The organism is Corynebacterium intestinale, from assembly GCF_023574125.1.
Lineage (GTDB): Bacteria > Actinomycetota > Actinomycetes > Mycobacteriales > Mycobacteriaceae > Corynebacterium > Corynebacterium hesseae.
In genome coordinates this window covers 112,076-138,180 of sequence record NZ_JAMKFF010000001.1, presented here as the reverse complement: position 1 = coordinate 138,180, position 26,105 = coordinate 112,076, and the positions used below count along the sequence as shown (strand labels likewise).

The window sequence follows — 26,105 nt, the reverse complement described above, 5'->3', positions numbered from 1 at the left end:
CGGCGGTGCTGGCGTCCATTATTTTTCTCCTACGCTAATGACATTCTTCTTAGTCTTAGCACCACTGACGTCGACGCGCTCGAGTTCGAACATCGAGGCCAAGAAGTCCGCCACCCACTGGAGGAGTTCGATGTCACGCAGCTTCGGGTCCGTGACGTTGCGTCCGGCCTTGGGGAAGTTGAGCTGGATGGCCTTGGCAGCTGCACGGTAGTTGGAACCCGGGAAGAGGCGCTTGAGGCGTACCTGCTTGGAATCCGCCAGCTCCACCGGATGGACCTTGATGCGCGTGCCCTGCACCGTGATATCGCTGACCCCGGCCCGGCGGGCCTGGTGGCGCAGGCGAGCCACGGCGAGCAGGCGCTCGACCGGCTCCGGAATGGGCCCGTAGCGGTCCTGCATCTCCTCCACCACATGTGCCAGGTCCGCGTTGTCCTTGGAGGCCGCCAGCTTGCGGTAGACCTCCAAACGCAAGCGCTCGGAGTTGATATAGGACTCCGGAATATGGGCATCCACCGGAAGATCGATGCGGATTTCCTTCGGTCCTTCGTCCGTGACCACGGGGGTCTCACCACGCGCGAGCGCCTTGAAGGTCTCCACTGCCTCACCGACAAGACGCACGTAGAGGTCAAAGCCCACACCGGCGATGTGGCCCGATTGCTCGGCGCCCAGCACGTTGCCGGCGCCGCGCATCTCAAGGTCCTTCATGGCCACGGCCATACCGGCGCCCAGATCGTTGTTTTGGGCGATGGTGGCCAGGCGGTCATAGGAGGTTTCCGTCAGCGTGGCGCCCTTCGGGTACAGGAAGTAGGCATAGCCGCGCTCGCGGGAGCGGCCCACGCGCCCGCGCAACTGGTGCAGCTGGGACAGGCCCATGTGGTGGGCGTTTTCCACGATGAGGGTATTCGCGTTCGCAATATCCAGGCCGGTTTCCACGATGGTGGTACACACCAGGACGTCGAATTCGCGGTCCCAGAATCCTTGGACGGTGCGCTCAAGGACGTCCTCGTTCATCTGGCCGTGTGCCACGACGATACGCGCTTCTGGGACCAGGTCCCGCAGCTCGCGGGCCTTCTTTTCGATATCCGCAACCTTGTTGTGGATGAAGAAGACTTGGCCGTCGCGCAGCAACTCGCGGCGGATGGCCGCGGCCACCTGCTTATCCTCGTACGCGCCCACATAGGTCAGGACCGGGTGGCGGTCCTCCGGCGGGGTCAGGATGGTAGACATCTCGCGGATGCCCGCCATGGACATCTCCAAGGTGCGCGGAATCGGCGTCGCGGACATGGTGAGCACGTCCACGCTGGCTTTGAGCGCCTTGATGTGCTCCTTGTGCTCGACACCAAAACGTTGCTCCTCATCCACCACGATGAGGCCCAAGTTCTTCCACTGCACACCGGTCTGCAGCAGGCGGTGGGTACCGATGACGATGTCCACGGAACCATCCGCCAAACCAGCCAGAATCTCCTTGGATTCCTTGGCCGAGGTAAAGCGCGAAAGCACCTCGATATCCACCGGGAAGCCCTGCATGCGCTCGCGGAAAGTATCGGTGTGCTGCTGGGCCAGCAAAGTGGTGGGCACGAGGACCGCGACCTGCTTGCCGTCCTGCACGGCCTTGAAGGCTGCGCGCACCGCAACCTCGGTCTTGCCATAGCCCACATCGCCGACGACCACGCGGTCCATCGGCACCGTGGATTCCATATCCTGCTTGACGGCGTCGATGGCCAGCATTTGGTCCTCGGTCTCGACGAAGGGGAAATTATCCTCCATCTCCGCCTGCCACGGCGTATCAGGGCCAAATTGGTGACCGGGTGCGGCCTGGCGCTTGGCATAGAGTTCCACCAGCTCACCGGCGATCTCGCGCACCGCGGCGCGCGCCTTCTTCTTGGTGTTCTTCCAGTCCGAGCCACCCATCTTGGACAACGTCGGCGTCTCACCGCCGGTGTATTTGCTCAGCAAATCCAGCGAATCCATGGGGACCCACAGCTGGTCAGCCGGCTGACCGCGCTTGGAGGCGGCATACTCCAACACGATGTATTCGCGGCGCGAAGTCTCGTCACCGGATTGAACGGTGCGCTCGGCCATCTTGAGGAACTTGCCGATGCCATGAGTCTCATGCACCACGTAATCCCCCTGCTTCAGGGCGAGGGGATCCACGCGGTTGCGGCGCTTTGCTGGGCGACGCTTCGCCCCCGCAATATCGCCCACACGGTTACCCGTCAGGTCAGTTTCCGTGATGACGACCAGCGGTAGCGCCTCAGCGTCCTTGAGCTTGCGCACCTTCGGGAACACCAGACCAGCATGGGACAAGGCCTGGTAGAGCGTGACCTCGCCGGGGCTCGGCTCCCAGCCAGGTGTGGCCACCTTCGTGGGGATACCCTTCTCCGCAAAGCGCTCCACCATGCGCTTGATAGCGCCTTGCGCAGGGGCAATGAAGGCGGCACGCCCGCCGGCCGTCGTGTGCGCCAGAAGCTGCGCCATCATGGCATCAATCTCTGGGATATCACCGCGCGGAGTTGGTCCGGGCTCAAAGTCCAGCGGCAGAGTCTCCGATTCGGCCGCCGCAAACATTCCCGGCGGCGCAAAAGTCCACAGCGGTGCCTCGATATTCCGGCACGTCGCCTCCAAGGACTCATAGGAGCGATAACTCGACGCCGAGGTGTCCAAGCCCTCGGCAGCCAACGGACCATCCGCACCCATCGCGGCGGCCTCCCAGCCAGCAGCCAAGAACTCCGCATCGGTGGATTCCAAGTCTGCAATACGGGTGCGGATTTTCTCCGGCGCCACAAGCAGCACGTGCGTGCCCGGGGCAAGGAGTTCGGGGAGGGTGACAAAGGGGGCGTCGGCAAGCACGGCCAGCACGGCTTCCATACCTTCAGCTGGGATGTGCTCCCCCACCTTGGTCAGAAGCTCCGCCAGCGCTGCGTTGCCCCCAAACTTCTGCGCCAGCTCGCGGGCACGCGCGGCGACCTCATTGGTGATCGGCAGCTCGCGGGCAGGATAGATAGCGACCTCTCCCACCTCGATCTCGGGGATGGCACGCTGGTCAGCCACGGAGAACTGACGGATATCCGTAATCTCATCACCCCAGAACTCCACGCGCACCGGGTAATCGGAGGTGGTGGGGAAAACATCAAGAATGCCGCCGCGCGTGGCGTACTCACCGCGCTTGGCCACCATGTCCACGTGCTTATAGGCGCGAAACTCCAGCTCCGACAGGATATGCGCGAGCTCGTGCTCGTCCTCTTCCTTCAGGAAAATGGGTGCGCGGCCCTCCACCTTGCTCAGGATGGGCTGACAATACCCGCGGGCGGAGGTCACCACGACCTGGGCTTTGCCCGCCCCCACGAGGTCGAGCACACGCGCGCGCTTGCCGACGATATCCGGGGCCGGCGACAGCCTTTCATGCGGAAGCGTCTCCCATGCCGGGAAGTAAGCGACCTTCTCCCCCAGCATGGCCGTCAGCTCCGCGGTAAGGTCCTCCGCCTCGCGCCCGGAGGCGGTCACCACCAGCACCGGTGCGTGGTGCGCCAAGGTACCGATGGCCCAGGGGCGTGCCTGGTCAATGCCAGTAATGTGCAATGAGGCTTCCCCCACTTGGGATGCGAGGCCTTTAAGTTTCGGATCTGAGGCGGCTACTTTTAAAAGCCCGCCCAGCATCGGCGTTGCCACCTACTTAGCTCCCTTCAATTTCGGTGCTGCTTCCATGCCGGAAAGACCATTCCAGCACAGATTAACGATGTGCGCGGCAACTGTCTCACGCGAAGGCTCACGCTCATCCAGCCACCACTGGGCTGTGGTGGCCACCATGCCAACGAGCGCCTGGCCGTAGAGCACCGCCAGCTCTGGGTCGAGTCCGCGGTGTTCAAAGGCCTCACCGAGGATGTGCGCGATTTGATTAACTGCTGCGTTCAACAACGTGGAGAAACTACGCTCATCCCCTGGCTTGGAATCGCGCACGAGGATCAAGAAACCATCGGTTTCCTCTTCCACATAGGTCAGCAGGGCGACAACCCCCTGCTCGATGCGCTCGCGCCAGGAACCCGTCTGTAGCGATTCCGTCACGACCTTTTCCAAAGCGACGAGCTCGCGGTCAATGACGACGGCATAGAGACCTTCCTTGCCGCCGAAGTGCTCGTAGACCACCGGTTTGGACACACCGGCGCGTGCCGCGATGTCCTCCACGCTGGCGCCATCGAAACCGCGCTCTGCGAAGGCCGCCCGGCCAATGGAGATCAACTGCTCACGGCGCTCACGCCCGGTCATCCTTTGTCGAACCATGCCTACTACTGTATCTCCCTCACCGGACATGACCCGCACCAGCTAAAAGTAAGCCGCAAGCAACGGGAATGCGAGTCTTGGCCACCTGTTTAGGTCTGATACGCACCCGTCGGGTAACATGTCCCCCAGCGCTCATAATGTGGGCGCGTTTCCCCATGGTGTAATCGGCAACACTACGGTTTTTGGTACCGTCATTCTAGGTTCGAGTCCTGGTGGGGAAGCAAGCACAAACACCGCCTGGACTGCAATTTTTTCAGCTCTTGGCGGTGTTTATTTTCTTTTCTTGCGACCGCGCCTAAATCCCCTGATTTCAGCTTTCCGCGCAATCGAAGCCACCTGCGCCGCGGTGTAGTTCAAGGGAGCAATACCAGCGCGCGGAAGCACCCATCCGCGCCAATACGCCATAACTGCTAGGCCAAAGCCCACGAAGGGCGAGATGACCATGCCAAGGGCAAACTTGTCGAAGTGCGCGAAGGATGCCATCACGATTCCTGTAAGCACCGCCGGCACGGCATAGAGCGGGCTTCCCCCAAAGACCGAGGGAATCTGGCCGGAAGCAACATCGCGCACCATTCCGCCACCCACTGCAGTCAAGACGCCCAAGAATACGCAGGCGATAAACGGCATTCCATGGGTCAGCGCCTTCACACATCCAGTCGTGCACCACACGCCCAAGATGACGGCATCCGCGTGCTCGAGGAAGATTTCCCAGGCCTTGCCCTTTAAATCCATTAAAAACGCAATGAGCGCGCCCACACACGCCAGCGTGAGGTACAGCGGATCTGAGATAGCCGCAGCCGGACCGCTGGCGATCAGCATGTCACGGATCATGCCGCCAGCCAGCGCCGAAAAGAGCGCCAGAAAGACGAAACCAATAATGTCGAATTCCCTACGGCGTGCAATCGTGCCACCGATAATGCCGTTGAGCACCACACCGATGAGGTCAAAGACCTGGTACAGGGAATGGATGAGCGGGTCGACGTCCTGAATCACAGATACCGACCATAGCGCACTGATCACACAATGATGATGAATTTGCCTCAGTTCACACTATCGCCAGGCTTGTGTCGTCCCACAGCGCCTTACTCAAGCACCTCCAACGGCCGACGCTTCCTTAAGTACAGACCTTGAAGCGCATTCACCCCTTGACAGCACGGTGAAGCGCCAAACGTGCTTGGCGACGACCAGGGCAGGGTTTGCACTTCCACGTCTGAACTTTTGTGAAACCGATCCCTCCCCTTTCTGTAATGCTCACTGCTGCTCTGATAGTGGAAACGCAATGCTGTGGGTTTACACTGTTAAGAATTTGTTCACTCTCTTCTCTCGAGGTAAGTCATGTCCCCTTACGATGCACAGCAACAGCCGCAACAGACACCAGGACAGAATCCTTTTTCTACCACGCCACAGCCAGTTGATTCCGGCACGGCAGCCCAGCCTAAGACCCCCAAAGCTGCATGGTGGATGGTGCCTGCTGCCGCTCTAGTCGGCGTATTACTTGGTGCAGGCGCCACCTACGCATTCACTGGTTCTAAAGAGGAACAGGTTTCCGCAGCCTCTGTAGAGCCAGCCTCTTCACAATCCGGAGAATCGAACAATGCCGACACCTCAAATGCACAGGAAGACAGCACCACTGGAGGAACTCTCGACGAACTCCCAAAGCTCGGCGAACCAGCCATAAGTGGAAACGAAAAGGTCATTATTGACTCTGTGGAGCTCGCCCCCACGGTGGAACTAAGAAACGAGGACTTCTCTTCTGAAGCATCCGAAACTGTCATGGAAGGCCCTAGAAACGAAGGAGCACAGTTCGTCATCGTTTCCGGAACTGTCTTCAATGAGGGGAAAACCCCGCTTATTGCCGACTTCGACGAGTTCGCCTGGATCGCAGACCAAGAAGGACGAAAGTACGACCCCATCAATGACCACTGGCGGGTTCAGGCCAATTGGGATACCCTCAGTGACTCCATCGGCCCTGGTTTCTCCACACCATATACCTGGGTATTCGAGGTTCCCGGGGACTTTACCCCTGTAGCCTTTGCCTACGACGACTCAGGGGACAACGTGATTGGAAACAGGCTTGCCTCCATCGACGTACGCAGCTAGAGCTGCAAGCGGACGAAACCGAGCCTCAGAAAATAGCCAGATTCTCAATCCGCTGAAGCCTAGCCTGACTCTTGGTTAGGCCTTCGCCTCCGGCGTCGCATAGGGGCTGCGGGAGGAATCCACCACCTGTCCCGCGTGCGCGGAGTGCGTGGTGGCGGTTTGGTCGAAGACTAAGGCGGCTGGTTTCACGCGCACGTCGGGTTTCTCGCCTTTATTGACCATGACGTACTGCCCCATCATTCCCTCGTCCTCATGCAGCAACATGTGGCAGTGGTACATGTACGGGATCGTCTTGTCCGGGAAGTGACCGAACTCCACCAGCAGGCGTGCGGTCGCCTTCGGCGGAAGATTGACAATGTCTTTCCAGCCGGAGTTGAAGACCTTCATCTTCTCATCGCCGTCCCAGTCCAGAACCTTGAAGCGGGCGTTGTGGATGTGGAAGTTGTGCGGCCAATCAGAGTTCTCATTGGTCACGGTCCAGATTTCCGGGGCATCGTGATCGATGACGGTATCCACCCGCGCCATGTCCATCTGCTCACCATTAATCATGAAGGTGTTGAGCACGAACTCACGCTCCGTGAGTCCATCCGTCGACGGGGTTTTCGCCGCGGCCGGGTCCAGCGTTTCCGGCAGGGCCGATGGCTCCGGTGCGGACTCCGCAGGCCCAGAGATGGTGAGCAGGTCGAAGGAATCCTGGAAGCCAAAGTCAGCCGCATCCTTGTCTTTGGGCACCCCAAAGTTATCCTTGCGCGGCACCGAGCGCAGCGTGACCTCCTTACCAGGCTCCAAATCCACGATGATTTCGGCGCGCTCTCCGGGGCCGAAGAGGAGGGAGTCGACTTCCACGGGGGCGTCGAGAAGCCCTGTGTCCGTGGCGATGACGTGGAAGGGGCCGTTGCTCAGCTCCAGTGTGTAGAAGCGCATCGAGGCACCGTTGAGCAGCCGCAGGCGAACCCGGCGCGTGATGGCGTCGAAGCGCGCGTTGGTAATGCCGTTGACCAGAGGCGTGGTACCCAGAAGACCCAGGGTGTTATCGCTTTTCTCATCGATCTGTCCATCGTCGGTGAACTTCGCGTCCATGATGACCACCGGGATATCATCCACTCCGTAGTCCTGGGGCAGATCAAGATCTGAGGCCACGTCATCATCAATCAGGAACATCCCCGCCAGCCCACGGTAGGCATGCGTGGCCGTGGCCATGTGCGGGTGCGGGTGGTACCACAGCGTGGCGGCTGGCTGGGTGATCTCCCATTCGGGTTTCCAGGTCTTGCCCACCTCAATTGGCGAGTGCGGGCCGCCATCCGAGTAGGCAGGCAACTTCATGCCGTGCCAGTGCACCGTGGTCATCTCAATGAGGTTGTTCGTAATTTCCGCGCGGACCTTCTCCCCGCGCCGGGCGCGCAAGGTGGGCCCTAAGAAGGGACCGTTGAAACCCCACGTCCGCGTGCGCTCGTTGCCAGGGAGGACCTCCGAGTAACCGTCCTGCGCGGTCAGCTTGAAAACTCGCGTTCCGTCAATAACTTCGCCCTCGTCCACAGGCGGGATGGGCAGGGCGCGCGGCTCACCGTCATAGCCCTGTGGCTCCGGCTGATTCTTCGAGGACGATGCAGAGCATGAGCTCAACCCCATCACGGCGGCACCGGCGATGGTGAGCACGGAGCCTTGGACGAAGACACGGCGGGACACTGTGGGACGAGCGGAGATAAACATGTTTTCCAGGATAGAGATCAGGCAAACCTTAGGGCCCGGATAAGGTCGAGCCGGGCTTAAGATCACAGTCATGACTCAGAGCTCGTCACCCTCCCAGGAATCCGCCAACGCACGCCGCTTCGTGTGGTCGAATGGCCTTCAGGGCGTGGGCGATCAATTGCTCTCCGGCAAGACCGTCCTCCCCTGGCTGTTCAGTGCGGCCGGGGTGCCGGGCTTCTTCACGGGCCTACTGGTCCCCTTGCGCGAGTCCGGCTCCATGCTCCCGCAGGCGGCCCTGACCCCGTGGGTGGTGTCCCATCCCGCCCGCAAGCGCCTGTGGGTACTGGGCTCGGTGGGCCAGGGCGTGTGCGCGGCGATTATCGCGGCGGCTGCTGTGCTTGTCCGCGGCCCCCTCCTCGGCCTCATTGTCTGCCTCGCGCTAGCTGTTCTCGCCGTGCTGCGCGCGCTGTGTTCGCTGACCGGCAAGGACGTCCAGGGCCGCACCATCTCCAAGGGGCGCCGCGGCGTGGTGACCGGCCGGGCCACGCAGCTCGGCGGGGCGGTCACCCTGATTACCGGTGGCATCCTCGCCGTACTAGGTGAGCTCCCACGCTGGGGTCTGGCACTATTGCTGGCCATCGGTGCGGCCACCTGGTTCCTGGCAGCAGCGGTCTTTCGCACCATCGAGGAGCCTGTGCCGGAGAGCTCCGGTCAGAAGGGCATTAACCACAGCTGGTGGAAGGACACCTGGCAGCTATACACCCAGGATGTCCGCTTCCGTTGCTTCGTCAACGTCCGCGCCCTGCTGCTGGTGTCTGCCCTGTCCACTTCTTTCATCGTGGTGCTTTCGCAGAACATCGGCTCGCAGGCGCTTAGTGGGCTCGGCGGCTTTGTCCTAGCTTCAGGCTTGGCCAGCCTCGTCGGCGGCCGGGTTTCCGGTGTGTTGTCCGATAAGTCCTCCCGCTTGGTCATGTCCTGGGCCGCGGGTGCCGCGGCATTCATCTTGCTGGCCATCGTGGCCTGTGCCGCGTGGGCGCCGACGGCTGTGAGCATGTGGGCGCTTCCCCTCGGCTTCTTCCTGGTCAACCTGGCGCACGCCGCCATCCGCGTGGCTCGCAAGACTTATGTGGTGGACATGGCTGGCGAGGACAAACGCACCCGCTACGTCGGGGCCGCAAACACCATGATGGGCGTCATCCTCCTCGTCGTCGGTGGCATCTCCGCCGTCATTGCACTCGCGGGCCCCTCGGCGGCCATCCTGTTCTTAGCGTGCATCGGCCTGATTGGCGCATGGCGTGCCCGAGCACTCCCGGAGGTCTCACACGGGAAGTAGGCAGCACGCGTTATGATGAAACACAGTAAGTCCTGACCCCCAATCACAGGAGAAGCACACACTCGTGGCTGAAGTAACTGACTGCGCCGCCATTGTCCTGGCAGCAGGCGCAGGTACCCGCATGAAATCCTCAACCCAAAAGACGTTGCATGAGATTGGCGGGAGGTCACTTCTCGGCCACGCCCTCCACGCAGCCGCCGGCCTGAATCCGGAGCACCTCGTGGTCGTCGTGGGCCACCAGCGCGACCAGGTTTCCCCTGCTGTCGATGCCATCGCCGAAGAACTGGATTGCGCAGTATCCCAGGCGGTTCAGGAGGAGCAGAACGGTACCGGCCACGCCGTGCAGTGCGGCTTGAGCGCTCTACCGGACTTTAACGGAACCGTCATCGTGACTAACGGTGACGTTCCACTTCTGCGTCCGGAGACTTTGCGCCAGCTGCAGGAGGCCCATACCGGCGAGGGCAATGCCGTAACAGTTCTGTCCATGACGCTGGAGGATCCCACCGGTTACGGCCGCGTGCTGCGCGCCGAGGATGGATCCGTCACCGCCATCGTGGAGCAGAAGGACGCCTCTGAGGAACAACGAAAGGTGCGCGAGGTCAACTCCGGCGTCTTCGCGTTCGACGGTGCCGTGCTTCGCGACGCTTTGACGAAGCTCAACTCCGATAACGCCCAGGGCGAACTCTACATCACCGATGTTTTGGAGATTGCCCGCGAAGACGGCCACCGCGTTGGTGCGCACGTCGCCGCCGATCCGGAGGAGCTCTCCGGCGTCAACGACCGCGTGCAATTAGCTCAAGCCGGCCGCCTGCTCAACCGCCGCGTGGTTGAGGAAGCCATGCGCGGCGGCGCCACCATCGTTGACCCCGACACCACCTGGATCGGCGTCAACGTGACCATTGGCCAAGACGTCACCATTCACCCCAACACCCAGCTGTGGGGTGCCACGACCATCGCCGATGGCGCCGAAATCGGCCCCGACACCACGCTGACCAACATGCAGGTTGGTGAAGGCGCACATGTGGTGCGCACGCACGGTTTCGACTCCGTCATTGGCGGCAACGCGCAGATTGGCCCGTTTACCTACATCCGCCCCGGCGTCATCGTGGGTGAAGAGGGCAAGCTGGGCGGCTTCGTCGAGGCAAAGAAGGCACAGATCGGCCGCGGCACCAAGGTGCCTCACCTGACGTATATCGGTGACGCCACCGTGGGCGATTATTCCAACATTGGTGCTTCCTCCGTCTTCGTCAACTACGACGGCGTCAACAAGCACCACACCACCATCGGCAGCCACGTGCGCACCGGATCGGACACCATGTTCATCGCCCCCGTCACCGTCGGTGATGGCGCTTACTCCGGTGCGGGTACAGTGATTAAGGACGACGTTCCTGCGGGAGCGCTCGCGGTCTCCGGCGGCAAGCAGCGCAACATCGAAGGTTGGGTGCAAAAGAAGCGTCCGGGCACGCCGGCAGCAGAAGCCGCCGGCAAGGCACAGGACGCCGAGGCTGACGAATAGACCACTAACTAACAACAAGTAAAGGGATATCTACCTATGACTGGCAAGGTTACCGGCAGCAGCAAGAACATGATGCTCTTCACTGGGCGCGCTCACCCAGCGTTGGCTGAGGCTGTGGCCAAGGAGCTCAAGACTGATCTGGTTCCAACCACCGCGCGCGATTTCGCCAACGGTGAGATCTTCATTCGCTTCGAGGAGTCCGTCCGTGGTGCCGACTGCTTCGTGATGCAGTCCCACACCCAGCCGCTCAACAAGTGGCTGGTGGAGCAGCTCATCATGATTGATGCGCTCAAGCGCGGCTCCGCTAAGCGTATTACCGCCATCCTGCCCTTCTACCCATACGCACGCCAGGACAAGAAGCACCTGGGACGCGAGCCTATTTCTGCCCGCCTGGTGGCAGACCTGCTGGCCGCTGCCGGCGCCGACCGCATCGTGTCCGTGGACCTGCACACCGACCAGATTCAGGGCTTCTTCGATGGCCCGGTCGACCACATGCACGCGATGCCGATCTTGGTGGACTACATCAAGTCCAAGTACCCGCTGGACAACCTCGCTGTGGTCTCCCCCGATGCTGGCCGCGTGAAGGTGGCGGAGAAGTGGGCGCACGAGCTTGGCGACGCCCCACTCTCCTTCGTTCACAAGACCCGCTCCACTACCGAGGCCAACAAGACGGTGTCCAACCGCGTCGTCGGTGACGTCGAGGGCAAGGACTGCATCCTGCTCGATGACATGATTGATACCGGCGGCACCATCGCGGGCGCTGTCCGCGTGCTCAAAGAAGCCGGCGCCAAGTCCGTGGTTATTGCGTGTACCCACGGTGTCTTCTCCGACCCGGCCCGCGAGCGCCTGTCCGAGTGCGGTGCTGTCGAGGTCATCACGACCGATACCCTGCCGCAGTCCACCGAGGGCTGGGACAACCTCACGGTACTGTCCATCGCCCCGCTGCTGGCCCGCACCATCCACGAGATTTTCGAGAACGGTTCTGTGACCACGCTGTTTGAGACTCACTAGATTTGGTTCTGCGACAACGCTGCTGCTAAAATTTTGTGCGTCTCGGCGAGGGAGAAATCCGTTATCGACGCGATAGCACAAGTTAAGCAGTGAATCTTGTATTAAGCCTGCGATGACTCGTCCAAGACGTCCATCGGCAGGCTTTTGTCGTATCTACACGGTCCTACAACAGCCCTTGCCGCACAACGATACTTTAAGGAGATTTACTTATGGCTTCTGAGCGCCCCGTACTTAAGGCTGAGGTCCGTTCTGAGTTCGGCAAGGGCTTCGCTCGCCGTCTGCGCGCTGCAGGCAAGATCCCGGGCGTTGTCTACGGCCACGCCGTCGACGTTCTGCACTTCGCCGTTGACCGCCTAGAAATGACCGCACTGGTCCGCAACCACGGTGTCAACGCCGTGTTCGAGCTGGAGCTCGAGGGCGAGCAGCACCTCGTCATGGTCAAGCACATCGACCAGAACGTCCTGACCTTCAACATCGACCACATCGACCTGCTCTCCATTAAGCGTGGCGAGAAGGTTGAGGTCGAGGTTCCGGTTGTCCTCGAGGGCGAGCCGGCTCCGGGTCTCATGTCCATCCAGGATGCCGACGTCCTCCTCGTCGAGGCAGACGTGCTCAACATTCCGGAAGAGATCGTCGTGTCCATCGAGGGTCTCGAGGACGGCACCGTTGTCACCGCTGGCGAGGTTTCCCTGCCGGAGGGCACCACCCTTGCTGCCGAGGAAGACACCGTCATCGTCTCCATCTCCGAGCCGGAGGTTGATGAGGACGTCGAGGCTGCCGCTGAGGCTGCTGAGGAAGGCGGCGCTGAGGCTGGCGCCGAGTCCGCCGACGAGTCCGCTTCCGAGGAGAAGAAGGACGAGGAGTAAACCTCCCCTCACCTATCTAACGCACCGCGCCTGCCCCCAGCTTTCTGGGGACGGGCGCGGTTCGCCGTTTTCGCCCCTACGCTGTTTAGAATGGGCAGCGTGACTCAATCTTCTTTCCTCGTCGTGGGGCTGGGCAACCCCGGCCCGAAGTACGCCGGCACCCGCCACAACATCGGCTTTGACGTGGCTGATGAGCTGGCCCGTGAGCTGTTCGCTTCCTTTTCCGTTCATAAGAAGACAAACACGGATTTCGCCGAAGCGCGGCGCGGGGACAACAAGGTGATCGTCGCCAAGCCGCGTTGCTTCATGAACTTGTCCGGCGGACCTATCAAGGCCCTCGCTCAGTACTTCAACATTCCGCATGATCACATCATCGTGGTCCACGATGAACTTGAGCTCGACTTTGCCACCATCAAGCGACGCCTCGGCGGCGGGGACCACGGCCACAATGGCCTGCGCTCCACCACGAAGTCTTTGGGCACCAAGGACTATCAGCGGCTTTCGGTGGGCATCGGCCGCCCACCCGGACGCATGGATCCGGCTGCGTTTGTGCTCAAACCGTGGAACAAACAAGAGGCCCAGGAGGTTCCCATCATCTGTGCTGATGCGGTCGATGAGATTCTTCGCGCGTTAGACTAGCCGGCATGAAGCTCGCTACTCTTCGCACCAGTTTTGGCACCTGCGCTATCCGCATCGATGGCCCCAACGTGGGCACGGAGCTGGATTATGAAGATGTAGGAGAATTACTTAGTAGTCCCGACTGGCGCAAGGCCGCACAGCTTTCTGGCGAGCCCGTGGTTTTCGACGATGCCGACTTGGCTCCCGTCGTCCCGAACCCGGGCAAGATTATCTGCGTCGGTGTTAACTACTCCAAGCATGCCCGGGAAATGGGGCGCGAACTTCCCACGCAGCCCACGCTCTTCATCAAGTTTCCAGAAGCCCTGACAGGCCCCTTCGATGACGTCTATGTCCCGGACTATGCCACGAAGAAGCTGGACTATGAAGGAGAGCTCGCCGTGGTCATTGGGCGCCGCGCCCATCGCGTTCCGGTAGCGGAGGCACTCGGGCACGTGGCTGGCTATGCCATCATGAATGACTACACGTTGCGCGATTATCAGCGTGCCACCACGCAGTTCCACGCCGGCAAATCCTTCTACCGCACCGCCGGCTTCGGACCGTGGTTGACCACGACTGATGAATGGGCCCCGGGCAAGGCCGCGCGGCTAGTCACGACCGTCGATGGTGAAGTCCGCCAGGACGATAACACCGATGACCTCATCTTCTCCGTGGCCGAGCTCATCGCCTTCTGTTCCTCCCTCTACCCTCTCAATCCAGGCGATGTCATTGCCACCGGCACCCCGGAAGGCGTGGGCTTCGCGCGCGGCGAGGAAGCACTGCTTGGCGAGGGCTCCCGCACCCGCATCAGTATCGAAGGGCTCGGCGCGATTGAGAACACCACGCGCTTCGGCGAACCTCCCGCTGCCGGGGGCTGCGGCGAAGGCTGTATCTGTCACGGCCGTTAACATTCAGCCGTATCCAGGATCTTCAGCGAAAACTGACAGGTTTCGTTAGGGTGGGGCACCACACGTGCCCGACTGACCAAGGAGGATGAGCCTCAATGACTCTTTGCTCCCGCTTCACCGCCGCCGGCCTCGCACTATGCGCCAGCACCGCGCTGGTTGCGTGCTCTTCAGATAAAGAGGCCGATCCCGCCCCGACGCCGACTCCCGCGTCTGTGGAAACCGTGACGGAAACAGCCGTTGCAACTGGCGCGGACCAGGGCGATGTTGATGACGACGATGACCGCGATGACGACGCCCAGCTGCCTGCAGACACGGCTGCTGCCGGGGACGCCGGAAAAGCAGAGAATTCCGGGAAACTCACCGGCGATGAAGCATTCGAGAAAGCTTTATCCCACGCCGGCGTTGATGCCCAGACCGTCACAGAAAAAGAGGTCGACTACGACGATGGTGACGACGGCAAGGGCCCGCACTGGGAGATCGAGTTCAAGGCGAATGGCCAGGAACACGAACTCGACGTCGACGCCGCCAGCGGCGCGGTGACGCAACACGAGGTTGACTAAATACCTCCCAATTCGCCCCACTTGCTTAACCCCCGCGGTTAGGGATTCTCCCAGCTAAGCGGTAAATTTAGAGGTATGAGTTCACAGTCTAAGAAGTCTGCCACCAAGCCGCCGAAGCTAGACAAGCAAGCCTATGAGGACGAGCTCAAGCGCCTCCAAGCAGAGCTCGTCGAGATGCAGCAGTGGGTCGTTGAGACCGGCGCCCGCGTGGTCATCATCATGGAAGGCCGCGACGCCGCCGGCAAGGGTTCCGCCATCAAACGCATTACGCAATACCTGAACCCGCGTACCTGCCGCATCGAGGCGCTGCCGAAGCCCACCGACCGTGAGGCGGGCCAGTGGTATTTCCAGCGCTACATTGAGAAGCTGCCCACCGCCGGCGAGATCGTCATCTTCGACCGTTCCTGGTACAACCGCGCCGGCGTGGAGCGTGTCATGGGCTTCTGTTCCCAGCAAGAATACGTGCGCTTCCTTCACCAGGCTCCGCTGCTGGAGCACATGCTCATCGAGGATGGCGTCATCCTTCTTAAGTACTGGTTCTCCGTTTCTGATGAGGAGCAGCTCGCACGCTTTAAGTCCCGCCGCAACGATCCGCTGCGCCGCTGGAAGCTCTCCCCCATGGACCTGCAGTCCATCACCCGCTGGGAGGACTACTCGCGTGCCAAAGACGAGATGTTCGTCCACACGGATACCCCGTCCGCCCCGTGGTACACGGTGGAGTCTGAGGATAAGAAGCGTTCACGCATCAACGTGATAAACCACATCCTCAAGACCGTTCCCTATCAGCACGTGGAGCAGGACGTACCCGAGATTCCAAACCGCCCCGAGCTCGAGGCTGAATACGTCCGCCCACCGCGCAACGACTTTGCCTACGTCCCGGATGTCGCGGCCGACTTGGAGCGTGCCAAGGTCAACGGCTCCGGCAAGAAGCAAGGAAAGAAAAAGAAGGGCAAGAAGGACAAAAAGAAGAAGTAGTACTTTCGGCATGTACTACCATGGCCGACTATGAGCTCTTCCCGCACCGCGCGCACCTTCCTGTCCTCGGTGCATTTGGGGGACGCGCTACTCGCAGGAGCCGCAGGGCTCGTAGCGGCCTTTTATTGTGCCTTGGCGTTTTCCTCCCCCGGAACGGTGGAAGTTCTCGAGGCTCTCTTGTCGCTGCTGTTCATACCGTTCTTCCTCGTGTGGCGATCGAGGCCAATCGTGAGCACAACAGGCTTCTTAGTTCTTCTCCTGGCCTGGGCTGTCATATGGATGAGCCAGCTCCCTGCCAACAGCGGTCTGACCCCGTGGGCGCTGACCGCCCCCATGGCCGTGTACACCACCTCGCGGTACATCACCCAGAGGCTGGTTCCGCGGCTGGTCCTCCTTATCACCGCACTCGGTACCTTTATCTCCCCCTTCATGTGGCGCATCGACACTGAGACTTACCTTCTGCGCTACGAGGTAGACACACACTTCCTTGCCATGGTGGTGGCCCATTGGGCGGTGCTGGGCAGCACGTATTTCATCGCTGCCCGGTATTTTGACCGTGATCGCCAACGGGAGATACTAGCCCGCGAGCGCTTCCACCAGGCACAAGAAGAAGAACGCCTCCTCATTGCACGGGAACTGCACGATGTCCTTGCCCATTCCCTCACCCTGATTAAGGTTCAGGCTAATGCAGGCATCGTTGCAGAGAATGCGGACTCCGGCGCGGCTGAAGAAGCACTTCTTTCGATCCGCGATAATGCGGATACCGCCTTGGGCGAGGTCCGCGGAATCGTCGCTGCCTTGCGCTCACCCGGCCCCACGAATCTAGAGCCTGCTCAACAACTTGAGCACATCGAAGGGATCCTCGAAGGTTTCCGCGCTGCTGGGCTCAAGGTGGACGCCAACCTCCCGACTGAATACGCCGTGCCATCGTTGGTGCAGATGGCTTTGGTGCGCATTATCACGGAAGGATTGACGAATGCGCTGCGCCATCAGGGCGTCGGCACGCATGTTGTGGTTGAGCTTGTGCTTGATGACGCCTCCTCGCTCACCCTCAACTCCACCAATCCTCATCCCACGCCAAGCAACGTCGCGGGCAGCGGCGTGGGCTTAGTCGGAGTATCGGAACGAGCTCGTTCGCTTGGCGGTCGCCTCGACTATTCCGGCGATGCTCATTCCTTTTCCTTGCACGCACAAATACCGATGAAGGAGACCAAGGATGCAACCCAGCAGCTCTAGAGTCCGCGTCTTATTGGCCGATGATCAAGCAATGCTGCTCTCAGCACTGTCTACCATCCTCACTGCGCAAGAAGACATCGAGGTTGCGGCAACCGCTGCCACTGGGGCGGACGCCGTGACAGCAGCGCTGAGCCACCACATTGATGTGGCTATCCTCGACATTCGCATGCCCGGTATGGACGGCATTGCAGCGGCTCAGGCCATACTCGAGCGCAAGCCCGAATGCCGCATCATCATGCTCACCACATTCAATGATGAAGAGCTCGTGGCACGATCCATCTCCGCTGGCGCCCACGGATTCCTGCTGAAGGATGCCGACCCAGAGGTTCTTGTGACCGCCGTACGCAACGTGGCGCAAGGAGAATCGGTGCTGGCCGCCGGGGTAACCGGCCCAGTGCTGGAGGCTTATCGCTCGGCGCTGACGCGCGAAAACCTCAGCGCCCAGGAACGCCAAGGACTCAGTCTTGTAACACGCCGCGAGATGGAAGTGCTTTCGCTCATCGCGCGTGGTGCTACAAATGCGGAGATAGCCGCCGACATGGTCATCGCAGAAACCACGGTGAAAACTCACGTCTCCGCGCTCATGTCTAAACTCGCCGCACGTGACCGAGTGGCCCTCGTTCTCTTAGCGCAGCGTGCTGGGGTTGCCTAAGCTCCTACCACGGTAGGAGGTCTGCTCGCTGAAGACCATCATGCAGGCGGATTCCTTTATGATGAGCCCCGGCGATACTGCATTTTATGAATTGCGATATCTCTTTTGAGCACATCTCGAAGTCTTTTGGTCGGCAACGAGTCCTCGATGATGTTTCCTTCCGCATCTCCCCGGGCCGCGTGCATGCGCTCCTCGGGCGCAACGGGGCAGGAAAATCGACGCTCTTCTCCATCCTCTTAGGCCTCCTGCCTCCTGACTCGGGCTCCATCAGCGTGGCGGGCCAACCTTGGAACCGCAATGTGCTTCGCCGCATTGGTGCCTCAGTGAACGGGCCAGCCTTTTATGGTCATCTGTCTGCCGCGGCGAATCTTCGCGTTCACGCTCGACTTCTGGGGCTTCCCGACTCTGAGATTGACCGGGTTCTCTCCATCGCTGGGCTCAGCGGCGTTGGCTCCAAGAAGGCGAAATCCTTTTCCACTGGTATGAAGGCCCGCCTAGCGTTAGCGCAAGCTCTCCTCGGCGATCCAGAGGTTCTTGTTCTTGATGAGCCCCAGAATGGCCTCGATCCCCAAGGAATCATGGAATTGCGAGAGCTACTACAACAACTAGCCGCGGCTGGGCACACCGTTATCGTCAGCTCCCACCAGCTTGGAGAGGTACTGCACCTTGCCCATGACATCACCGTCTTGGCCGAGGGCACGATTCGCTATTCCGGTTCCCTGCACGAGCTAGCTCCACGTGGTCAGTTGGAGGAGGAATTCTTCCGACTTACCTCACCTGGCCACCCCTCCCAAGCGCCTACCAACCGGGGAGGAGAGTCACGTGCCTAAGCACACTACTGATCCTCGCCCGAGTTACCTTTCAGCAGAACTACTGCGCAGCCGTGGAAGCACCTTACAGTGGTTGCCTTTACTTGCTCTACCGCTGGTCATCATGACGGTGATCTTTTCATCTATGGCATCGGTGCACAGTGATGCCACAGGCGTCTTGGCTTGGCAATCCTTATTTGTTACCGGCATGTACGCCCCACTTGTTGCGCTATTCGCTGCGGTCCCAGAACACCGTGAGGCCGTTACCCGCAGCGGCGGGACGCAGTGGAGAAACCTCAACCCGCGTCGGGAGAACGCTGTCCGGCTTCTCGTCGTCATTGCCAGCATTGCGCTCTTCCACATGCTGAACTTTGGTGGTTCCTGGCTCGCTGTCGCCATCCAGGGGCGCGAGAACCACGAGCTTATCCTCGTCGCCGGGCTTTATTCTTTCCTTGGTGCACTTGGCATTGCCGGGCTTTCCGCTGCCTGTGCCCGCCGACTGGGCTTCGCCTTTACACTGGTTGCTGCGGCCCTGTGGCAAATGCTCAGCATCCTTCCGAGCACTGTTGAATCAGGCAAGTGGTGGGCCTTTCCCCCAGCATGGCCGCAACGACTGCTTTTACGCGCATTGCGTATTCACCAGAACTCGGTGCCTCTTGAACCACACGACCCACTTCTAAGCAGCAGTCCACTACCGGCTTTCATATTGTGCGTCATCCTCGCCGTGCTCGGAGCATTAGCCGCGGTCTACACGCCGCGACGATACCGGCCAATGTTCTCGCTGCGACACCGTTTTGCGCGATCTGCAACGGCCCAGGCTGACGCCGACGTGGCTGATACCACCGTGGAAAAAGCCCAAGTATGGCAGCCAACGTACCACCCACGTGCGGCGGCACAGTCCTCGCTGTGGTCTACGCTGCTAGGACTCCACCGTGCAGCTTTTAGCCCAGCAGTTTTCTCTTGCCTGATGCTCAGCATTCTGGTGCTAGGCTTTGTCGCCCTGCTCTATCCTGCTAACTACGTCGAAGGTTTCTTTTACTTCTTTCTGCTGCCGGTCGGCGCAGGTATTTTGCCTGTCCTCGTATGGCCGCGCATGTCAGATTCGTGGCCGCTGGTGTATATGGAAACACGGTTCGGCACATCCGGAATCCTCATGTGGTTTTTGTCCGTCATCGTGGCGGTTTGCGCTGCCGCATACCTGGCCAGTGCGCTCGCAGGTGGTGATGGCGCTGCACAGTTTTCCGCTTTGCCCCTTGCAGTTGGGGTGGGCTATGTCATCGCAGCTGTATCACTCATTCTGGTGATTCGCTTCGGCACTGTGAGCGCTATCGCTCTCACAATCGTGGGGACGATTGTCTCCGTCACCTTGGGCGGCGATGTCTTGGCAGATACCGGTCTGTGGGTACTCGCCTTCCCCGCCTGGCCTTTGGTTGCAAACTCACCTTTGCGCTATGCCGTCGCTGTGGTGTTGGCCGCAGTGCTCGGTGTGGCCGCAACATTGCGCGCACGGCATTTACTCCATACTCAAGCGCTGTCTTCCCGCTAAAACTGACCAATCTGACGAAAACAGTCTAGATTTTTCAATCCCAGGCCCTACTTTTGGCAGATCGGGCAGTTGTGCGTGTGAAGCATCCTGGCAAGCTTAGGGATGAATCGATAACGACCCCAAAACAACGAAACACCGCCCGCGCCATGTGGCGAGAGCGGTGTTCGTGTTCTAGCGTTTAGAGCTCAGAAACATCGACGCGCTTCGGGTAGACCACCGGGCGAGCGCCGGCGATTTCCTCGACGATGCGGATGACCTGGTTGGAGTAGCCGAACTCGTTGTCGTACCACACGTAGAGCACGAGGTGCTTGCCGGAGGAGATGGTGGCGAGACCATCGACCACACCAGCGTGGGTAGAGCCCACGAAATCAGAGGACACAACCTCCGGGGAGGCAATGTAGGAGATCTGCTGGCGCAGGTCGGAGTGCAGGGAGACGTTGCGCAGGAAGTCGTTGACCTCATCGCGGTTGGTTTCCTTCTCCAGCTCGAGGTTGAGCACAGCCATGGAGACATCCGGGGTAGGAACGCGGATGGCGTTACCGGTGAGCTTGCCAGCGAATTCCGGGACAGCCTTGGCCACAGCCTTGGCAGCACCAGTCTCCGTGAGCACCATGTTCAGGCCGGCTGCGCGGCCGCGGCGGTCACCCTTGTGGAAGTTATCAATGAGGTTCTGGTCATTCGTGAAGGAGTGCGCGGTCTCCACGTGGCCGTGGACCACGCCGTAGCGGTCGTTGATGACCTTGAGCACCGGTGTGATGCCGTTGGTGGTGCAGGATGCGGCGGAGAGGATCTGGTCGGAATCCTCGATATCGCCGTGGTTGATGCCGTAGACGATGTTTTTCAGGTCGCCCTTGCCCGGAGCGGTCAGCAGCACGCGAGCCACACCCTTGGACTGCAGGTGCTGGGACAGGCCTTCGCGGTCGCGCCAGACACCGGTGTTGTCCACGACGATGGCGTTGTCGATGCCGTACTGGGTGTAGTCGATCTCCGCGGGGTTGTTGGCGTAGATCATCTGGATCTTGGTGCCGTTGGCCCAGATGACGTCGTTCTCCTCGTCGACGGCGATGGTGCCGTTGAAGGCACCGTGGACGGAGTCACGGCGAAGGAGGGAGGCGCGCTTGAAGATGTCAATGTCACCCTTCTTGCGCACGACGATGGCGCGCAGGCGCACGCCGCCATAGGCAGCTTCGCGGGCAATCAGGATGCGGGCCAGCAGGCGCCCGATGCGGCCGAAGCCGTAAAGAACGACGTCGGTGGATTCCTTGTCAACACCAGCGCCGACGAGCTCCACGAGGGTCTCCTCGAGGTAGTTGCGCAGGTTATCGGAGCCGGACTCCTGGAAGCCAGTGGCCAGGCGGCCCAAGTCGATGGAAGCGGTGCCCAGGTTCATCGAGCACAGTTCCTTGAGGATGGGCAGGGTCTCTGCGGTGGAAAGCTCACGCTCAGCGATGCGGCGGGCGTAGCGGTGCGCCTTGATGATGTCGATATCGGTCACACCGATGAGCAGGCGGCCGTAGATAGAGGTGACAACGTTGTTATTGCGGTGCAGCTGGTGGATGAGCGGGATCATCTCTTGGGCCAGCTCCAGGCGCTCGTTCCAATCCTCGTGCCCAATGTGCGCGTTCGAAGTCACGTACTTTGTATCCTTTACTCGTCAAAAAGGGTGTAAAACTATGTCCATCCGTAAATCTTAACCCCTATTCATGCCCGTTTGGGTGTAGTTGCGCGAGGATTTCCGCCACACTACCCCCGCCGATTTTCTCCACGTCGACGCCCACGAGGCAATAGTCCACGTCGGCGTCGAGCTGCGCACGACGCGTTTTCAGCAACGCGTTGAGATAGGGGTAGACCAAAGGCAGGTCCGGGTGTACCCGTGTGTAGGCAGTCTCCAGCCCGCGGGCGTAGCGCCCGGAGAACGCGCGGGTCGACACCGTCCGGCCGCCGCGGCGCAGAAGGCCACGGTTGTGCTCACTCGTTCCGGCTTCATCGGACAGCAAGAAGGCAGAGCCACAGCTGACTGCCTCTACCCCCGGCCACGCCAAGGCCTCGGCGACATCCTCCCGAGTTCGCAGCCCACCCGCGGCAATGAGCGGAATGCCCGTGACTTGATGCACCGCCGCAACAAGTTCTTTGAGCGGGCGCGGATCGGGTTCCGCACTCGGGTCCCATACACCGCGGTGCCCGCCGGCTTCAGGCCCTTGCACACACAACACATCGACGCCTCGCGCGGCCGCAGCCTGCGCCTCCTCAGGGGTGGTGACCGTGGTCCACGCCTCTGCCCCAGCTGCGTGGATCCGCGCTACGTCCGCCTCCTCAAACACCCCGAACATCGACCACAGCACCGCTGCCCCACCATCCAGCGCGGCGTCGAGCTTGTCCTGCCAGCCGAAGTTTAGGGGGACGTCGCCAAGCACGGCGTTCTCTTCGGCGGCAAGCGACCGTGCAGTTGCGAGCTCCGATTCTGTCAGCTCCCTCTGCGGATAAAAGAGGTTGACGCCGAAGCGCGTGCCAGCGCACGCAGCGATGGCCTCCCGCGCGGCGTCTACTGAAGAGCTCCCCAAGCCCAGAGCCCCAAAGGAACCGGCGGACTCAGCGGCGGCAACCAGTTCAGGCGTGGTGGGCCCACCGGCCATCGGGGCAGGTAGGACGGGACAGGTGATAGCCTCTAGAAGTTGACTCATGGTCCCCCAGCCTAAAGAAAATCCATCAAGGGAGTTGTTGTGTCCGCCATCCGTGACTTTTTCGCCCGCCTCTTTGGCAGCGCTGAGGCTGCGCCGAAGAAGACGAAAAAGGCAGTCACCCCTGGACTAAGTCCAGCCGATTTAAGCGCTAAGTGGCTCATCGTCGGCTTAGGCAATCCCGGCGCGAAATACGCAGCTACCCGTCACAACGTAGGATACATGGCGGTGGATGACCTCCTCGCGGATTCCGGCGACATGCTTGAGCCTGTTACCGGTCACCAGCTCAGCGCCGCACAGCTCGAGCTCGGGGGCACGAAGGTCGTGGCGCTGCGCTCACACACGTACATGAATCTCTCCGGTGATCCCATCGCACCCTTGGCCGCGCAGCTGGGGGTTGCGGCAGAGAACATCATCGTCATCCACGACGAGCTCGACCTACCCGCCGGCAAGGTGCGCATTAAGAAGGGCGGCAACGAGAATGGCCATAACGGACTGAAGTCGCTGAGCGAGCGCTTGGGCACGCGCGATTATCTGCGCGTGCGTGTGGGCATCGGGCGCCCGTCCAAGGGTGGTTCCATTCCGGACTGGGTGCTCGCGCCTGTCGACGCCAGCGCTGCCCTCGATTCCACCATCGCCACCGCTGCTGAGGCCGCCCGCCTCATCGTGACAGAGGGGCTCAGTAAGGCCCAACAGGAAATCCATTCCCGGGCTAAATAAACCCCCGGCGCGACCACGCTCAACGTCCTACACTGTCCAAGTATGAGCCGCGCGAGCAAGAACCTGCCTTCTAATCATGACCCTCGAACAATTGTCATTACCGGTGCTTCGAGCGGGGTGGGCGCGGCCGCTGCCCGCATTCTTCACCAGCGCCGCCCGCAGGATTCGCTCGTGCTCGTGGGCCGGAATCCGGAAAAGACGCAGGCCGTAGCCGAAGAAAATGGTGCGGCCTTTCACGTGGCCAACTACGAGTCTTTGGGCCAGGTTCGCCGCCTCGCGGAAGAGCTGAGCCAGTACCCGCAGATCGATGCCTTGGGCAATAACGCCGGCGGCATGTTCGACGGCCCCTTCGCCACCGCCGATGGCTTCGAGCGCACGTGGCAGATCAACGTTGTGGCGCCTTTTCTTCTGACCTCTTTATTGCGCGATACCCTGCGGGCCAGCGACGCCACCGTGGTGCAGACCGCCTCGTTGGCCAACGTCCTGTATTCCGCTTTCGACCCCGGTGACCCAAACACCTTTGAAAAATTCACCGCGGAGCGCGCTTACGGCAACGCCAAGTTGGGCGATATTCTTCTGACCCGCTACCTCGACTCGCACGGTCTGACCTCCGTGGCCTTCCACCCGGGCGTGTTGAATACTGGCTTCGGGCAGAACTCAACGAGTAGGACGAGCAAGCTGTATTCGACCACTGCAGCAAAGCATTTCTTGGGCAAGGCGGACAAGGGCGGCGAGAACCTTGCTTATTTCCTCAGCGGCACTCCGGGCATCCATTTCAATTCCGGCGAGTATTACAACAACAAGCGCAAGCCAGGCCTGCAGAGGCCGATTGCGAAGAAGCTCTCCGTGGCGCGGCGCGTCTTCGATGATTTGGGCCGCCAGCTCAATGTGGAGTGGTAACAGCCAGCGGCTAAACTAGCCCGCATGAGTATTGCCTCCGAAGCTTCCCGCCGCCGCACATTCGCCGTCATCGCCCACCCGGATGCTGGTAAGTCCACGCTGACGGAGGCGCTGGCACTTCACGCGCACGTTATTAATGAAGCCGGCGCGGTGCACGGCAAGGGCAACCGCAAGTCCACGGTCTCTGACTGGATGGAGATGGAGAAGGAACGCGGCATTTCCGTGGCCTCCTCGGCCCTGCAGTTCGAGTACGCGCCCGAGGGTCACGAGGGCGAGCCCTACATGATCAACCTGGTGGACACCCCGGGCCACGCGGACTTTTCGGAGGATACCTACCGCGTGCTCACGGCGGTGGATGCTGCCGTCATGCTTATCGACGCCGCCAAGGGCCTCGAGCCCCAGACCCTCAAGCTGTTTCGCGTGTGTAAGGCCCGCGGCCTGCCTATCATCACGGTGATCAACAAGTGGGACCGCGTGGGCCGGGAGCCGCTGGAGCTTGTCGACGAAATCGTCAACGAAATCCAGCTGCAGCCCACCCCGCTGTACTGGCCGGTGGGTATTGCCGGCGACTTCCGCGGCTTGGCCCACATCAACGATGACGGCGAGGCCGACGAGTACGTGCACTTCCTGCGCACCGCCGGTGGTTCCACCATCGCCCCGGAGGAGCACTACGCGCCCGAGGATGCAGCCGCGAAGGAAGAGGACGCCTGGGAGACAGCCGTGGAGGAAGCAGAGCTGCTGGCAGCCGATGGCGCTCTGCACGACCAGGAGCTCTTCGAGCAGTGCGTGACGTCCCCGCTCATCTTCGCCTCCGCGATGCTGAACTTCGGCGTGCACCAAATCCTGGATACGCTGTGCGCCATCGCCCCGGCTCCGCGCTCGCGCGAGTCAGATCCTCAGGCCATCGAGACCGCTACCTCCGCCATCGACGAGGTACGTGAGGTCACCGATGACTTCGCGGGCGTCATCTTCAAGGTGCAGGCGGGCATGGACCGCAAGCACCGCGATAACTTGGCCTTCATGCGCGTGGTCTCCGGCGAGTTTGAGCGCGGCATGCAGGTCAACCATGCGCAGTCTGGACGCAGCTTCTCCACTAAGTACGCCCTGACGGTCTTCGGCCGCACGCGTGACACCGTGGATACGGCGTACCCGGGTGACATTGTGGGCTTGGTCAATGCCGGTTCCTTGGCACCGGGTGACACGATTTACACGGGCAAGAAGGTGCAGTTCAAGCCCATGCCGCAGTTCGCGCCGGAAGCATTCCGCATCCTGCGCGCGAAGTCTTTGGGTGACTACAAAGCATTCCGCAAGGGCTTGGACCAACTGGCTGCGGAAGGCGTGGTCCAGATTCTGCGCAACGATACGCGTGGCGATGCCGCCCCGGTCATGGCTGCGGTGGGCCCCATGCAGTTCGAGGTCATGCAGGCTCGCATGGAGGTCGAGTACAACGTGGAGACCATCACCGAGCCCATCCCCTACTCGGTGGCCCGCCGTACCGACGCCGAATCCGCGCCCGAGCTGGGCCGCCAGCGCGGCGTAGAAATCTTTACCCGCACCGACGGCGAGCTCATCGCGCTCTTCGGTGATAAGTGGAAGCTGGCCTTCATTGAGAAGGAGCACCCGGAGCTGACCATCGAAGCACTTGTGGCGGACTAGTTTTCACACCCTTGTCGAGTGACCTACCTAACGGTACGATTATCTAGAAATCCGTAC

At 61.0% G+C, this 26,105-nt stretch carries 22 protein-coding genes; 16 read left to right on the top strand and 6 right to left on the bottom strand.

Annotated elements, in window-relative coordinates; all coding sequences use genetic code 11:
* Positions 1-18 precede the first annotated feature (18 nt).
* From mfd to M5J06_RS00635, 3 genes are all read right to left on the bottom strand, one after another.
* Positions 19-3,657 carry a transcription-repair coupling factor gene (gene mfd, locus M5J06_RS00645; RefSeq protein ID WP_250223920.1) on the bottom strand — a complete coding sequence of 1,213 codons (3,639 nt, stop codon included), beginning with the start codon at positions 3,655-3,657 and terminating at the stop codon, positions 19-21.
* 12 nt (positions 3,658-3,669) lie between these two features.
* Positions 3,670-4,278: a TetR/AcrR family transcriptional regulator gene (locus M5J06_RS00640; RefSeq protein ID WP_070520882.1), complete on the bottom strand. Its 609-nt coding sequence runs from the start codon at positions 4,276-4,278 to the stop codon at positions 3,670-3,672.
* 270 nt (positions 4,279-4,548) lie between these two features.
* Positions 4,549-5,268, bottom strand: a complete 720-nt coding sequence (locus tag M5J06_RS00635) for a trimeric intracellular cation channel family protein (protein ID WP_250223919.1) — start codon at positions 5,266-5,268, stop codon at positions 4,549-4,551.
* Positions 5,269-5,613: 345 nt separating this feature from the next.
* Here M5J06_RS00635 and M5J06_RS00630 point away from each other — a divergent pair, with 345 nt between their 5' ends.
* Positions 5,614-6,378 carry a DUF4352 domain-containing protein gene (locus M5J06_RS00630; RefSeq protein WP_250223710.1) on the top strand — a complete coding sequence of 255 codons (765 nt, stop codon included), beginning with the start codon at positions 5,614-5,616 and terminating at the stop codon, positions 6,376-6,378.
* A 75-nt stretch (positions 6,379-6,453) separates the two neighbouring features.
* On the opposite strand, the gene M5J06_RS00625 is transcribed toward M5J06_RS00630, so the two are convergent.
* Entirely contained in the window at positions 6,454-8,088 is a 1,635-nt protein-coding gene (locus M5J06_RS00625) for a multicopper oxidase family protein (RefSeq protein WP_250223709.1), read from the bottom strand.
* Between the two features lie 70 nt (positions 8,089-8,158).
* Between M5J06_RS00625 and M5J06_RS00620 the strand changes: the two genes are divergently transcribed.
* From M5J06_RS00620 to M5J06_RS00565, 12 genes are all read left to right on the top strand, one after another.
* Complete coding sequence (locus M5J06_RS00620; RefSeq protein ID WP_250223708.1) at positions 8,159-9,400, top strand: MFS transporter; 1,242 nt, start codon at positions 8,159-8,161, stop codon at positions 9,398-9,400.
* Between the two features lie 64 nt (positions 9,401-9,464).
* A complete protein-coding gene (glmU, locus tag M5J06_RS00615; protein WP_070563486.1) occupies positions 9,465-10,916 on the top strand; it encodes a bifunctional UDP-N-acetylglucosamine diphosphorylase/glucosamine-1-phosphate N-acetyltransferase GlmU in 1,452 nt (483 codons plus the stop codon).
* 36 nt (positions 10,917-10,952) lie between these two features.
* Positions 10,953-11,927 (top strand): ribose-phosphate diphosphokinase, encoded by a 975-nt coding sequence (locus M5J06_RS00610; protein ID WP_070520869.1) that lies wholly within the window; start codon positions 10,953-10,955, stop codon positions 11,925-11,927.
* A 209-nt stretch (positions 11,928-12,136) separates the two neighbouring features.
* A complete protein-coding gene (locus M5J06_RS00605) occupies positions 12,137-12,793 on the top strand; it encodes a 50S ribosomal protein L25/general stress protein Ctc (RefSeq protein WP_070529222.1) in 657 nt (218 codons plus the stop codon).
* 90 nt (positions 12,794-12,883) lie between these two features.
* Positions 12,884-13,432, top strand: a complete 549-nt coding sequence (gene pth, locus M5J06_RS00600) for an aminoacyl-tRNA hydrolase (protein ID WP_143335307.1) — start codon at positions 12,884-12,886, stop codon at positions 13,430-13,432.
* A gap of 5 nt (positions 13,433-13,437) precedes the next feature.
* Complete coding sequence (locus M5J06_RS00595; protein WP_250223707.1) at positions 13,438-14,316, top strand: fumarylacetoacetate hydrolase family protein; 879 nt, start codon at positions 13,438-13,440, stop codon at positions 14,314-14,316.
* A gap of 95 nt (positions 14,317-14,411) precedes the next feature.
* On the top strand, positions 14,412-14,876 hold the full coding sequence (locus tag M5J06_RS00590) for a PepSY domain-containing protein (RefSeq protein WP_230307889.1): 465 nt from the start codon (positions 14,412-14,414) through the stop codon (positions 14,874-14,876).
* Between the two features lie 75 nt (positions 14,877-14,951).
* Positions 14,952-15,851, top strand: a complete 900-nt coding sequence (gene ppk2, locus M5J06_RS00585) for a polyphosphate kinase 2 (protein WP_250223706.1) — start codon at positions 14,952-14,954, stop codon at positions 15,849-15,851.
* Positions 15,852-15,881: 30 nt separating this feature from the next.
* Positions 15,882-17,087 carry a sensor histidine kinase gene (locus tag M5J06_RS00580; RefSeq protein WP_250223705.1) on the top strand — a complete coding sequence of 402 codons (1,206 nt, stop codon included), beginning with the start codon at positions 15,882-15,884 and terminating at the stop codon, positions 17,085-17,087.
* Positions 17,068-17,739 carry a response regulator gene (locus M5J06_RS00575; protein ID WP_154736675.1) on the top strand — a complete coding sequence of 224 codons (672 nt, stop codon included), beginning with the start codon at positions 17,068-17,070 and terminating at the stop codon, positions 17,737-17,739. Before M5J06_RS00580 ends, M5J06_RS00575 begins: the two co-directional genes overlap by 20 nt.
* An 86-nt stretch (positions 17,740-17,825) precedes the next feature.
* Positions 17,826-18,569, top strand: a complete 744-nt coding sequence (locus tag M5J06_RS00570; protein ID WP_250223704.1) for an ATP-binding cassette domain-containing protein — start codon at positions 17,826-17,828, stop codon at positions 18,567-18,569.
* A gap of 124 nt (positions 18,570-18,693) precedes the next feature.
* Positions 18,694-20,094, top strand: coding sequence for an ABC-2 family transporter permease (locus tag M5J06_RS00565; protein WP_250223703.1), 1,401 nt, complete (start codon positions 18,694-18,696; stop codon positions 20,092-20,094).
* A 178-nt stretch (positions 20,095-20,272) separates the two neighbouring features.
* Here M5J06_RS00565 and M5J06_RS00560 read toward each other — a convergent pair whose 3' ends face one another.
* Both M5J06_RS00560 and M5J06_RS00555 read right to left on the bottom strand, forming a co-directional pair.
* Positions 20,273-21,727 carry a glyceraldehyde-3-phosphate dehydrogenase gene (locus tag M5J06_RS00560; RefSeq protein ID WP_250223702.1) on the bottom strand — a complete coding sequence of 485 codons (1,455 nt, stop codon included), beginning with the start codon at positions 21,725-21,727 and terminating at the stop codon, positions 20,273-20,275.
* Positions 21,728-21,791: 64 nt separating this feature from the next.
* The gene (locus M5J06_RS00555; protein ID WP_250223701.1) at positions 21,792-22,775 is read right to left on the bottom strand and encodes a nitronate monooxygenase; all 984 of its coding nucleotides are present in this window, start codon (positions 22,773-22,775) and stop codon (positions 21,792-21,794) included.
* A gap of 39 nt (positions 22,776-22,814) precedes the next feature.
* Between M5J06_RS00555 and pth (M5J06_RS00550) the strand changes: the two genes are divergently transcribed.
* The 3 genes from pth (M5J06_RS00550) to M5J06_RS00540 are packed head-to-tail and all read left to right on the top strand — an operon-like array spanning position 22,815 to position 26,048.
* A complete protein-coding gene (pth, locus tag M5J06_RS00550; protein ID WP_250223700.1) occupies positions 22,815-23,492 on the top strand; it encodes an aminoacyl-tRNA hydrolase in 678 nt (225 codons plus the stop codon).
* A 42-nt stretch (positions 23,493-23,534) separates the two neighbouring features.
* Complete coding sequence (locus tag M5J06_RS00545; RefSeq protein WP_070530588.1) at positions 23,535-24,392, top strand: SDR family NAD(P)-dependent oxidoreductase; 858 nt, start codon at positions 23,535-23,537, stop codon at positions 24,390-24,392.
* Between the two features lie 24 nt (positions 24,393-24,416).
* The gene (locus M5J06_RS00540) at positions 24,417-26,048 is read left to right on the top strand and encodes a peptide chain release factor 3 (RefSeq protein ID WP_250223699.1); all 1,632 of its coding nucleotides are present in this window, start codon (positions 24,417-24,419) and stop codon (positions 26,046-26,048) included.
* Positions 26,049-26,105 lie beyond the last annotated feature (57 nt).